Below are 13160 nucleotides of genomic sequence, written 5' to 3' on the forward strand. Positions count from 1 at the left end.
CTGAAGCTCTTTCTAAGAGAGCTTCAGTCCCTTTAAAATCGCATCTGCTTTTGCAATATTCTCTGGAGCTACATAAATACGATCGATAATACGAGCGCCTTCGTAGCGTTGGAAAATCTCTGTCGTTTGATTGATTGGAGCCGGTTGCGCCCAACGGTCGTATTGATCGACGACGTAGATCTGCAAAGCACGCTCTTCCGGAGATGCCGTGTGATACTTCGACAAACGCGCTTTGGAACTTGTGCGAATGACTTCCAGGCCTTCGGCTTCCAAAGCTTTTTTAATCATCTCAGGACGTTCAGATTCAGCCGTATTATGTTGTTCGATAAGAACTTTAAACGGTTTTCTTTGCGCAATTCTTTGTGCCCAAGGATTTTCCGCACCCATCAAATGTTCGTGTAAGCGATAATCATTGTAGCGAGTGTATTCATTGATATCACCTGGCAAAACAAACGTGCAATCCGGAGACGTCAAATAGCGCGTGAGCATCTCTTCATAGATAATGCTTTTGTGATGGCAGTACACCATCAAGTGCATGTGGTGGCGTGAAATCAAAAAGTCGTCGAAGGAATAAAGAGCACGACGATTTAAAGCCAGATACATTTTGTTTTCGCGACGATAGAACGTGAGATTCTGCACCAACCAAGCAAGATCGATCTTTCCGTAGTTCGTTCCGCAGAAATAACTGTCACGCTCAAGATAATCCATGCGATCGACATCCAGCTCACTCGATACAAGCTGGCTTAAGATCGGTCTAAAATCGACACCGTTATCAACGAAGAAATCATCCGGGCAGTGCAGAGCTTTATCGATCAAGCACGCTACGTGAATTGGTTGAATCTCGGGGAATTGCTGGCGAATGGTGTCTGCGATTTGAGAGTCCGTGACATATTTGATCGTATAGTCTTCATGATTCGCACGACGATTGTGATTCATCACCGTGTGCGCTTCTTCACCGTATTGCTCTTGTTCTTTATAGAGTTTGATATTGAGCTCTGAAAGATGCGGCATCACCTGTTCAGTCGTATGACTTAAAGGTCCATGACCTACGTCGTGCAAAAGAGCACCTAAACGAAGAACCTGGCGAAAGCGTGTCTTTACAGAAGGTTTTGAAAACGGATAAACGCGAAAGATCGCATCAAACGTCTCACCGGCAAGATGTCCAACACCGACCGAGTGAATATAACGGTTGTGAGTAGCCCCAGGAAAACTAAACTCGGCATAGCCAAGCTGTTTAATCGCGCGCAGGCGTTGATATTCAGCGGTATCCAGGACAGCAACTTCTTGATCAGAATAATAAATCGAACCGTGAACGGGGTCCCGAATCTCCATTGAACATCCTCCTAAAGGATCCTTGAAAGCCTATGTATTCATTTTTACAAAGAATATGTCAATTGTCGACGACGAGACTTTAAGACGACTCTAGACCTAGGAAAGGAAGGCGGGGCGTCCACCTATATATAGAAGGGTGCTCGTTAGGGCCCTGGATATTTTTTAAAGTAGGCTTCTACGTGGCGGGTGAATTCCTCTTCAGAAGCTAGTTTGTTGAAATTTTCCATTTCTTTAATAGCTCGAGGAGTTTTTTTAAAAGCGACTCCATATTGATCCATATGAATGACTTTGGAGTTCAGCTGCAACTGATTCTGATAAGGTTTCAGCTTTTCACTGGTCTTAAGCAGATAGGCGAATATTCCGGCGTCGATAAAAACTAAATCCACTCTTTTGTTTGCAAGCTTCAAAAGATTCAGCTCGTCAGTGGAGGCTGGTTCCAGTTTTAATTTTTTCTCTTGATGCAGGCGCTGAAAAGAAACGGCCATTTCATAACCGCTCGCATTTCCTATGCGATAGGGGAGGATGTCTTCAGGTTTTTTCCAGAGGATGGGATTGTCTTTTCTCTCCGCAAAGACCCAGGGCGTTTGGTAAACCACTTTGGACATCGTGAAGTCTTGTGTGACGTTGACTTGTGTTACGGGAAAAAATCCAATAACGCTTTCATCTTTCAATGCTAATTTTCTTCCTCTTAAGAAAGGAGCAAAGGTGATTTTCAACTCGCAGTCGGTTTTTTTTAGCATCTGTCGAAGGGCATAAATAGCAGCGCCCTGCTCTGGTAAAGATTCGCTGACGAAAGGAGGCGCTTCGTACGTCACAAAATGCATTTCCCTTGCTAAAACAACATTAGCAATGAAAAGGGCAGAGCTGAATATCAAGAAAACGCGCCACATTCGCTCTTATCTCCGTCTCAAGTTTTTGAAGCTTGAACACTAAGTTTGTCTTCTTATAGAGTCACCGAAAAACAGGAAAAAGTGTTACAAAATCAAAGGTTTACATCTAATTAACTGTGGCCAATCTGAGCTGCAATTTACTGGACCGAGGACCAGATCTGTAAAAAAATGAGACGTATCACTTTAGGAATTTCTGAAGGCTCCGATCAGTAAGGTAAGAATGAATCGCCCATTCGCACCAAGGTAGGTGCACAGAGTTTCAAGGATAGAAACTCTGCAAATCTTCAAGGAGGAGGAATTATGGGTTTGCGTATTAACACGAACACAGCTTCGTTGAATGCTCAGAGAGTTCTCTGGGGAACGAAGATCGGTCTTGATAAGAGCATGGAAAAGCTTGCATCAGGATTCCGAATCAACCGCGCTGGTGATGATGCTGCCGGCCTCGCGATCTCTGAGAACTTAAAAGCTCAAGTTCGCGGTTTGAAACAAGCATCACGAAATGCTCAAGACGGTATCTCTCTCGTGCAAGTTGCCGAGGGTTCGATGAATGAGATCTCTTCGATCTTGATTCGTCTCAGAGAATTGTCTGTACAAGCCGCTTCTGACACTGTTGGACCGACTGAACGTCAGTTCCTCAATGTGGAATACGATCAGCTTGTATCAGAGATTGACCGTATCTCCGAAGGCACAGAGTTCAACGGAACTCAGTTGTTGGCAGGTGTGGGCTCCATCTTGGACTTCCAAGTTGGTACTAGAAATAATCCTGAAATCGACCGTATCTCTTTCGACGCATCTAAAGCAGATGCGAACTCCGCAGCCCTTGGCGTGAACTTGACGTCAGTAGCAGATAAAGCTTCCGCACAAAATGCGCTAGCAGCTATCGACCAGGCGATCGTGAGTGTCTCTGCGATGAGAGCCGACTTCGGTGCGATTCAAAATCGTCTTCAATCAACGGTATCGAACATTCAAGTTTCCGTTGAGAACATGTCAGCCGCGAACTCTCGTATCAGAGATGTGGACGTAGCTGAAGAGACGTCTGAAATGACTAGAAATAATATCTTGTTGCAAGCAGGTACTAGCGTCCTAGCACAGGCGAACCAACAAGCTAACGTAGCACTTGGACTCTTGAACAAATCTTTCCAAGGTTAGTCTGAATAACTTACTCTGGTAAGGATGCTGGGGTAAGTTCCGACTCAACTTCCAAGAAAGATTCCGGTTCCCGATCTTATCTTCAATGATCAAGATCACCCTCAAGAGAATTACCCATCGAGGTAATTCCGAGTGTACATGACCCCGAAGCTCTGTTTAGAGCTGACAATTTGATCTGTTTCCTGCGACGAGGCCGCCAATGCGGCGGCCTCATTTTTCGTGGAAGGACTTTTTCCTTCATCATTTTTGCGCAAAATTCTTCGCGCGCGATTTTCAAAAAAAATTTTCTGAAAAATAAAAACAAAACAAAAAATCTGGACTCGAGATACTCATATTTTTTTCCGAAAAGTTAGGTGGAACCTTGTATCGCAAGTTCCGAATATTAATTTAACAGGTGCACGGATCGCGCCTTAAGCCAATGGATGGCATTTTTTCAAGGAGGAAGAGGATTATGCAGGGAGGATAGAATGGGATTAAGAATCGGTACAAACGTGTCGGCATTGAATGCGCAAAAGAATCTGTACATGACACAGATCAATGCGAACAGATCAATGGCAAGATTGGCTTCTGGCTTCAGAATCAATCAAGCAGCAGACGACGCCGCTGGCCTTGCGATCAGTGAAAACCTCAAAGGACAAATCAGAGGTTTGAGACAAGCCAACAGAAATGCCAACGACGGTATCTCCTTGGTGCAAGTCGCAGAGGGTAGCTTGAATGAAGTTTCAAACATGCTCATTCGTTTAAGAGAATTGGGTGTGCAAGCGTCTTCTGACACGATTGGTGGAACAGAAAGAAAGTTTTTGGATGTTGAGTATCAACAGTTAAAGTCTGAGATTCAGCGTATCACTGAAGCGACAGAGTATAACGGTTACGAACTGCTCAACGGTACTGGTGGAATGATTGATATCCAGGTCGGAACAAACAACGACCCTTTCCGTGACAGAATCAGTTTTAATTCTGGTGCGGCAAATGCTTCAGTGGATGCTTTGGGTTTGACGGCAGAATCCGTCGGAACCAAAGAAGGTGCGCAACTGAGCTTGGATGTGATTGACCAGGCCATGACATCGGTGAATGCGATTCGCGCGAACTTCGGTGCGCTACAAAATCGTCTAGTATCAACATCGAATAACTTGTTGATCGCAGATGAAAACTTGTCGGCAGCGAACTCTCGAATTAGGGACACAGACGTTGCGGCAGAGACTTCCGAAATGACAAGAAATAACATCTTGTTGCAAGCAGGGATCTCGGTTCTGGGTCAAGCCAACCAGTCACAACAGCTGGCTTTGAAGCTCTTAGGTTAATCCGTTTTTCTTGAAGGGGCCGCTCCTAAGTAAGGAGTGGCCTTTCTTTTTTTACAAACCTGTCTAAAACTTGGATATCTCTTCCGGGAAGGATTCTGTTTTAACGCTTATCCACGAGTTTCCGTGAAAATATTCAATCTTACAATCTGGCAATTTGGAAATTCCGCCCTCTTAGGAGTATAAAGTTCGCGTTCTAAATACGAATAACGACTTTTAAGGAGTCTCCATGAAAAACATGATTATGGCGGCAGCTCTTTTGCTGTCTGTGTCTGCTCAAGCAAACGATCAATATGTCCCAGTTATTAAATGCCAAGGCAACGGCGTTGCCTTGACTGTTTCTGAAGGCGGTTTCACCGGTATTCCGATGATCCAAATCGACCGCGAAGAAGAAGGTGTGACATCTTCTGAAAATCACTTGGCTCGTTTGGTGCGCGCTGAAGGCCGCATGGGTGCTCCAGCGACTTATGTTGGTAAGAAGATCACTTTCACAATCAACTTCACAACATCGCCTGGTCCTGACGGCACTCGCAAAGGGACTCTTTATAATAAAGAGACTAAAAAATCAGAAACGCTTGTTTGTAAGCGCGTAAAATAAATCGAACACCGAAAAGGCCGCCGAACGAGCGGCCTTTTTTCATTCTCTTTTCATTTAGCCACCTTGCCGCTCAGAGTAATACGAATCTTGTTGAAATAGCCTGAAGGCCCGGGCACCTACAGAGTATGAAATTAATTGCGATTCTTCTTTGTCTGATGTCCCTTAAGGTGCAAGCGGCTTGGGACCTTAATGACGTTTCTTATTTGATGCCTTTGCCTGCAAGTGTGGGCAACGATCAGCTTTTGGGACTTGAAGCTCCAGGAAAAGGCGGCGCTCTTTTGCCTCCGTCTTTCGTGGCAAAGATTCCTGTTCTTGCTTTTGGAATGAATCGCGAAGAAACAGCAGCGGCTTTGCGTGTGATGGCTGTGCGTATTGATCCTTGTTTTCCTTTGCCAACGCCACAATCTTGCCAAAAACAAATTCGCCTGGTGTGGCAACCGATTGAAATGGGTCGTCGCAATCAAGTGCAAACAGTGGATGCGGCTCTTCATAGTTTCTATGTTTTAACAGATGCGGAGTTTGATTCTTTGCTTAATGATGTTGAAACTTGGAAAAAGAAATACGCAGTAAAAACTGATTTTGTTCCTTTGCAAGTTCATCCAGCTTGGGCCAAAGAAGGCGATCGCAGCCCTGCCTTGGCGGATTTTCATAACATCCTAAAAAAATACGCTGGCGCTAGCAATATGACTCGTGTGACAGCGATGGTGTTGCGTGGAGCCGGAGACATGTGGGCCTTTGCAGGCTTTGAAGTTCGCGGTGATGATTTAGAAATGATTCCAGTTCCTCGTCTGAACGGTCGACTTTCTCAAGCGTTCATCAATGTCGCGGTTCCTGCGGAGCAATTTGCGGGCGGAGGAATTTCTCCGACTCCAAAAGGCGACGATACTTTTAACAATATCGCGGCGGAATCTGTTCGTTTAGGTGAAGGGACAGAAGATCTGATTCGCCAAGAAGTGAAAGCGGCTTTCCGTATTGAAAATCCGAAGAACTTTAATCCTGAGAATATGGACTGCGTGAGTTGCCACGTCGCTCAACCCGCAATTCAATGGGTTTTAAACAAACGTCCTGAATTGAAAGCCGATCAGCTTTGGAATGCAGAGATCTATAAAAACGCAAAGTATGATCTTAAAAACGTAAGCCCCGAGTTGTGGAACACACAAATGATTCGTGGCTTAGGTTATTTCGGAAAGAATTTGGCGATCAGCCAACGTGTGATCAATGAATCTGCGGAAGTAGCGGATATGCTCAATCAGAAAGCGGCGAAATAAATCGCCGTTTTTATTATTCTTCAATCGCTGAAGTGATATTTTCCCAAAGCACAGGGCTGAGTAACTCAGAACCAATCATCATCACAGGTTCTGCATCTTTTGCGCGGCCCTTTTTAGCTTCGGTCGGCAAGTGACCTGTGCCCCCATGTTTATCAAACCAAGCTCGGCGCATTGCCAGCGAGTTTGAAACAAAAAGGTGAGGATAGGCTTCCAATTCTTTTTTATTTGCACGACCGTATTCGAACGAACTTAAAACCGCAAAGTTTTTTGAAGATTCAATTTTTTCTAATCTTTGAAATCCGAGTTCACTTAAGTATTTAAACTTCTGACGTCCCGGAGTTTTGGAAGTGAAGATAAGGTCTAAATTTCCCGATAAGAAATTTGCCTCCAGTTCGTTAAGGTCGAAAATATCAAGAGTGATTTTTTTAACACCGACTTCTTCAAAACAAAGACGAGACGTATTTAAAGCAAAATCCGCCATTCCTTCAAGAGTTCCAATATGCAGTTCGCCCACCATCTGGTTGTTGCTGATACCCTGGAGTTCAGTTTCCAGACGACGAATGGATTTTTCAAAGATTTCAGAAAGCTGAAAAGCGACCGCTGTCCATCCTGATTTTCTTTTTGCCGAGCGATCCAGAAGAACGATTTTTAATTCGTCTTCGATTTTAGCGATAATACGAGACAATTGAGGCTGACTTAAACCCACATGCAAAGCAGCGGCGGAAAGATTTTTAAAGTTCACTGATTTCGCCAGAACACTCAGTTCATAATAAAGCTGTTGCATGCTGCTGTCTCCACATTAAGGTTTACGAATGTAGTTCAAGAAAGCAAACATACCGAGGACTATGGCTATTAAGTATCCAATAAAGCTCATAGTAGGCATCCCGGCGATGTGGCTTTCTGTGTTGTGTACAAAGATGAAGGACGAACTTAAAATCAGGGCCCCGATAATCAAACCCAAGAATAATAAATTCGAAGAACTTTCCACGGATCTTTTCAGTTCCTTGATCTCTCCCACCTTCAAGCGGAAAGCATGATCAGGACTGTTGATCTTGCGTAAAAAGAAATTCAACTGGCGAGGCAGGGAATTTAAAAACGCCTTTGATTCTCGCGCCATTTGAGTCATGTCGTTCATGACTCTTTGTGGACCGTACTGCGTTTTTGCCAGTTCTCCGGCAAACTCCAAAGAGTAGTGAAGGAAGTCGAAGTCTTTATTAATTTTTCGACCCATGCCTTCGATAGAAACAATGGATTTAAAGAAGAGCATCAGATCCGTCGGGACTTGCAAGTGATGGCGAGCGGCGATTCCTGATGACTTCATCAGAATTTTACCAAGGTTGACGTTTCTTAAGGTCAAACCAAAGTAAGGAGCAATCAACTCGCGCAAATCCTTGGCAAAGATATCGATATTTACACGGTCTGTGAAGGGAGCGAGATCCACGTATTCATAAGCCAGGCGTTCGTAGTCTTCTTTAGAAAGAGCCAAAAGCATATTTGCGATCGCGGCTTGAGTGCGTGTATTAAGTCGTCCTACAACACCGAAATCAATCAAACCGATTTGATTTTGTGGTAAGACGAAAAAATTCCCTGCATGGAGATCTCCATGGAAAAGTCCGTCTTCAAACACCATCTTAAGATAGGCGCGCAATCCTTTGCGGATGACTTCGTTAGGATCAATATTTTCCTGAAGAAGGGCGCCCTCTTGACTGAGGGGAATTCCCGGAAGAGCTTCCATCACGAGAACTCGTTCGGTCGTGTGCTCTAAGTACACTTTAGGAATTTTGATATCTTCATGACCTTTGAAGTTTTCTTGGAAGCGGCGAATATTATTGGCTTCAACGACGAAGTTCGTTTCAAACTCCAGCGTTCTAAAATACTCATCCACAATTCCTACAGGATTGTACGGACGAGCTTCAGGGATGTAGGTGACAATCAATTCTGCCAATAAATAAAGAACGTTCAGGTCATCATTGATCTTTTGAATAATTCCAGGACGTTGGACTTTGATAACGACGTGTTCACCCGTAGTTAGGCGGGCTCGGTGCACTTGCGCGATACTAGCGGACCCCAAAGGTTCAGGATCAATGCTTTCAAATTTCTGATAAAGAGCATTGCCGAACTCTTCTTTTAGAACTCCTTCAATGACTTCAAAGGAAAGAGATTGAACACGGTCGTGCAGTTTTTCAAATTCATTGACGTATTCTTCGGGAACCAAGTCGGGGCGGGTGGCGAGAAGCTGTCCTAGTTTGACAAATGTAGGACCCAGCTCTTCAAAACTCATACGCATACGCTCGGGCATCGAAAGTGATTCGATGTCCGAGTTTGTGTTGAGTCTTTCTATAAGGAATTTACCGAGTTTTACCTTTTCCGCGACCTGATGAAAGCCGTGCTTTGCGAACACCCCCACGATCGTTCGCAGTCTTGCCGCGTTTTTTAGAGTCTTTCCGATCTGGCGTCCGGTGTTTAAGGCTGTCACTATTCTTCTCCGAATAATCGTCATTATCACGAAGTTTAGATTGTTCGGCAAACATCAATTTTTTACTGAGCTTGGGCTTGTCTTTAGAAGGGGTTTCTTCCTCGGACTTTCTGTATTTCTCTGGACCAAGGATCATATTCAAAAGGCTCTGATCTGGTCCTCTTTTTTCGTCGTCTTCCCGTGCACCCGGTTTAAATCCATACTGCTTTTCGATTTTGTGAATCTTTTCGCGCTGACCTTGTTCGTCTTTACGAGAATCTCCAAAGAATTTCGATTTCTGATCTTTTTTAAACGGACGTTCTTCTTCGCGGTCTTTGGATTTCTTAGTGAACTCCTGACGGGAATCTTTGCGTCCGCCACCTTTGGCGAAAGCCCCGCGCTCTTCGCGACGTTCTTCTCTTTCGCCACGACGCTTGCCTGGACCTTGATCTCTTCTTTCGTCACGCTTATCACGACGATCAGGTCGACCCGATCTTTCTTTTTGTTGGCCATGCAACTTTTTAAGGAAAGATTCTGCCGTGGCTTGCGCCGAAGTTCTTTCTTCGTCGGATTCTTCTTTTTCAAGTCCCGCAAGAACGAAGTTGATTTGGCCTAGTTCTGGATCGGCTGCTGCCACTTGAATGCGAATCTTATCGCCGATGGCATAAGCAAAACCCGATCTCTTCGCAACAAGGCGTAAGTTTTCTTCGTCATATTCAAAACGCTCGCCACCAAGATCATCCAAGCGCACAAGTCCATCGACATCGTATTCTCTTAAAAGAACAAAGATACCGAACTTTGCCACTGAGCTGATCATGCCGTCGAATTCTTGGCCCACAAATTTTTCCATAAAGCGGGCTTTTTTAATCGATTGCACTTGGCGTTCTGCTTTTGTTGAACGTTGTTCAGCCGCAGAAAGAATTGTTCCTGCTGTCGACAAATCATCTTCGCTCATCAAACGATAACCAGAATTTGGCATCACTTGATTTTTAAGAAGTCTGTGCACAATCAAATCAGGATAACGACGGATTGGAGAAGTGAAGTGAGTATAGAACTCAAAACCCAACCCAAAGTGGCCCACGTTATTCATGCTGTATTTTGCCTGGCTCATTGAACGTAATGTCAGGATATGAAGAATCTGCGCTTCAGGACGGTTTTCAAACTCTTCCAACGCTTTTGTAAGACGCTTTTGCAGTTTGCCTTGTCCTAGCTTTGTTTTGCTTCCAAAGTTTGCCATGTACTTTTCTAAAACACGAATCGCCATTTCATTCGGCGGTTCGTGAATACGATACAAAGCCGGAATATTGCGACTTGAAAGGAACTTCGCCACGCCAACGTTGGCCGCCAACATCATCTCTTCGATCAAACGATGCGAAAAGAGACGCTCAGAGCGTTGGATGTCGACCGGGACACCGGCTCCATCAATCACAAGTTCTGTTTCTGGAATTTCAAGATCCAGTGAGCCTTCTTTAAAGCGTTTCGCCATCAAGATTTTTGCAAGATCTGAAAGGCGCAGGATGTTTTCTTTCACATGGCTGTGCTTTTCAACTTCATTGCCGTCGATGATTTCTTGCGCTTCACCGTAAGTGACACGGGCTTTACTTTCCATCACGGCTTCATAGAAGTCCGAGCGTTTCATCTCGCCCGTGAAATCAAAAAGCATTTCAGCGACAAGGCACAGACGAGGAACGTGAGGATTTAAAGAGCAAAGTCCGTTACTGAGAACTTCAGGCAGCATCGGGACAACGTAATTCGGGAAGTAAACCGAAGTTCCGCGTTCGTAAGCATCTTTATCAATCGCGCTACCAATACGAACATAGTGGCTGACGTCCGCAATAGCGACAAAAAGAAGAAACCCTTCATCTGTCACTTCAACGTAAACGGCGTCGTCAAAATCTTTCGCTGTCGCACCGTCGATCGTGATCAGACTTTTATCACGAAGGTCACGGCGGCCTTTAAAGTCTTTTTCGTCAGGAACTTCATTAAAGTGCTTGGCTTCTTCTAAGGTCTCTTTCGAAAATTCCAAAGGAATGTTGTTAGAACGGATCACTCTTTTAATATCTGTAAGAGGATCTAAAGCATCACCGATGATTTCAGTGACTTTTCCCGTGAAGGATTTTCCTTCTTCGGGATAGGTGAGGATTTCAGCCGCGACAAGTTCTTTATCTTTGGCATTTAAAGAGTCTTCAAGCTTGATCTTAAGATCTTGCCCCCATCCTTTGCCTTCATCGCGGATGGCACCGACTCTTTCATTCATTTTGTAAAAACGGCCGACAACTGTTTTAGTCCCGCGAGAAAGAATGCGGATGATTTCTCCGCGAAAACGTTCGGTCCCTTTTTCCGGAAAAGCTTCAATCACGACTTTATCATTCGTCATGATACCTTCCATTGAATTGCGGGGAATGTATACGTCGGGGTGTCCGATATCGTCAGGGATAAAAAAACCAAATCCGTCCGGGTGTCTTTTGATTGTGCCGTTGAGGAGTTTCTTTTTTTGCATCTTCAGGTTGTATTTCCTTTATATAGAGAACGCATCTTTAGATTAGCACAACTTAAGTGGTGGAAAAGCACATTATTTGATATGCAATTTGGCGCAGGACCTAAATGTCAGGGACAATTCGTAAGACGATGAGTACAAGACACGCGATGCGTTTGTTGATAATGCCCACAGACTGTAGGCGATACGCAGATTCTTATGCAAAAACGGCAAATTCGCAAGTTTTAAATAAAAAGGCCGACCTCTTGGTCAGCCTTTTTGTGTTTTTATTCTGTCAGATTCTTTTAGAAGTGGGCAAGAGCACCCAAAGTCACCATCTGAGCATCTGCAGTTGGTGCTCCATCTTTATCTAAGAATGAATCAGCGTCGGAGTGATCCATACGGAATTCAGCATAAAGATTCAAATTGTCATTCAAGACAATTTTGTCAGTGACTGAAAGAGCATTCACTTTGTCAGCTGCTCCACCATATCCAATTTCATTTCCGCCACGAACCATTTCATAACGAAGACCTAAGTTGTTGATGCCGATACCATAAGTAAGAACGGCACTCACTGAATCCGCCCAATGTGTGTGAGTGTTTTCAAACTTGAAGGTGCGTGAATCATAAGTCACTGCCAACATAAGATTGTCCATGAACTTATAAGAAGCCCAAACGCTGGAAGCTGAGTTGTCTTTTTTGCCAGTTGCAGGAGCAACAGCGGCATCAGTTCCGATCAAGTAACCTGCAAACCATGTGAGTTTACCAGCCAAAACACCCGTGACAGAAAACTCTGTTGTTTTTGTTGGAGCATAATCTTCACCGATGGCTCCGTAAGTAAATTGATTGTAGGTCGAAAGAGTCGCCGTCAACCAATCACCAGGAGTGTATTTCGCACGCAACCCTTCGCCGTAACCAGGTACGATTGTTTGATAAGCGATTGTGTCGTTATAGAATGCATTTTCGTATCTCATCAATGATTCGTATCCCATTGTAGTAAGGAAACGACCGAAACCGATTTGCAATTGTGGATTTACTTTATAGAACAACTCCATTTGATCCAATACGCCGAAGTAGGCTTTGGATGTTGCTGCTCCATCTGGAGAGTACTGAGTTGGTGTGTGAACAAGACGACCTAAGAAAGAGATTTGTTCCGTTTCTTTTTTAAGGAGCACTTGTGCTTTATTTAAACGATAAGCTTCGTTTGTTGCGCCTTCCGTATTTGGAATTGCTGCATCTTTTGATGAAAGAAAATTGTAGTCAAAGGCAACCTCACCATTAACAGTGATACCACCAATGTCCGCTGCATTCGCAGTTGCTGTCCCCATGATTAGCAACGTTGCGAGAATTTTTGAAATACTCACGTGAACTCCTTTTAAATAAGTAATGAGCTTTTAAATTTGATTTAAGGTTACGACCTTGGTCTAGTTCCTGTAACGTAAAAAATTACTAAACCTAGACCATGATCCAGGATGATCTAGTGCGGCGACTCTATTATGAAATTTCGCGTCAATGTCCAAACTTGTACGCAAAAGCAGACCAAAAACTTGCAGACAAATTACATCACTAGCCTCGTTTACTAAGTTCAAAACTTGTGAAGCATTTGCCATGAAAACCGCTCCAGGTTTGAATTTCATCGAAATAAAATTTTTAAAAAAAGAACATCAAAGAAACGTCAAAATGAAGTGCAAGTC

General features: G+C 44.0%; 10 protein-coding genes. 4 read left to right on the plus strand and 6 right to left on the minus strand.

Translation table 11 applies throughout. The annotated features are described in order from the left end of the window. Nucleotides 1-12: 12 nt before the first annotated feature. Nucleotides 13-1332, minus strand: coding sequence for an HD domain-containing protein (locus ACLSSO_RS01980; RefSeq protein WP_413943897.1), 1320 nt, complete (start codon nt 1330-1332; stop codon nt 13-15). A 143-nt stretch (nt 1333-1475) separates the two neighbouring features. Then, nucleotides 1476-2147 carry a substrate-binding periplasmic protein gene (locus tag ACLSSO_RS01985; protein WP_413943898.1) on the minus strand — a complete coding sequence of 224 codons (672 nt, stop codon included), beginning with the start codon at nt 2145-2147 and terminating at the stop codon, nt 1476-1478. Nucleotides 2148-2522: 375 nt separating this feature from the next. Between ACLSSO_RS01985 and ACLSSO_RS01990 the strand changes: the two genes are divergently transcribed. From ACLSSO_RS01990 to ACLSSO_RS02005, 4 genes are all read left to right on the plus strand, one after another. Next, nucleotides 2523-3371, plus strand: coding sequence for a flagellin (locus tag ACLSSO_RS01990; protein WP_295901667.1), 849 nt, complete (start codon nt 2523-2525; stop codon nt 3369-3371). Between the two features lie 467 nt (nt 3372-3838). Beyond that, nucleotides 3839-4672: a flagellin gene (locus ACLSSO_RS01995; RefSeq protein ID WP_295901670.1), complete on the plus strand. Its 834-nt coding sequence runs from the start codon at nt 3839-3841 to the stop codon at nt 4670-4672. Nucleotides 4673-4898: 226 nt separating this feature from the next. Continuing rightward, nucleotides 4899-5267: a hypothetical protein gene (locus ACLSSO_RS02000; RefSeq protein WP_295901673.1), complete on the plus strand. Its 369-nt coding sequence runs from the start codon at nt 4899-4901 to the stop codon at nt 5265-5267. 125 nt (nt 5268-5392) lie between these two features. After that, complete coding sequence (locus ACLSSO_RS02005) at nt 5393-6535, plus strand: hypothetical protein (RefSeq protein ID WP_413943899.1); 1143 nt, start codon at nt 5393-5395, stop codon at nt 6533-6535. Nucleotides 6536-6548: 13 nt separating this feature from the next. On the opposite strand, the gene ACLSSO_RS02010 is transcribed toward ACLSSO_RS02005, so the two are convergent. From ACLSSO_RS02010 to ACLSSO_RS02025, 4 genes are all read right to left on the minus strand, one after another. Then, a complete protein-coding gene (locus ACLSSO_RS02010; protein WP_295901680.1) occupies nt 6549-7319 on the minus strand; it encodes a LysR family transcriptional regulator in 771 nt (256 codons plus the stop codon). A 15-nt stretch (nt 7320-7334) separates the two neighbouring features. Beyond that, complete coding sequence (locus ACLSSO_RS02015) at nt 7335-8834, minus strand: ABC1 kinase family protein (protein WP_413944795.1); 1500 nt, start codon at nt 8832-8834, stop codon at nt 7335-7337. A gap of 49 nt (nt 8835-8883) precedes the next feature. After that, a complete protein-coding gene (gene rnr, locus ACLSSO_RS02020; protein WP_413943900.1) occupies nt 8884-11490 on the minus strand; it encodes a ribonuclease R in 2607 nt (868 codons plus the stop codon). A gap of 281 nt (nt 11491-11771) precedes the next feature. Next, the gene (locus ACLSSO_RS02025) at nt 11772-12830 is read right to left on the minus strand and encodes an outer membrane beta-barrel protein (protein WP_413943901.1); all 1059 of its coding nucleotides are present in this window, start codon (nt 12828-12830) and stop codon (nt 11772-11774) included. Between the last annotated feature and the right edge of the window lie 330 nt (nt 12831-13160).

Origin of the sequence: Bdellovibrio sp. HCB-162, assembly GCF_047344985.1 — a bacterium.
Classification (GTDB): Bacteria; Bdellovibrionota; Bdellovibrionia; order Bdellovibrionales; family Bdellovibrionaceae; genus Bdellovibrio.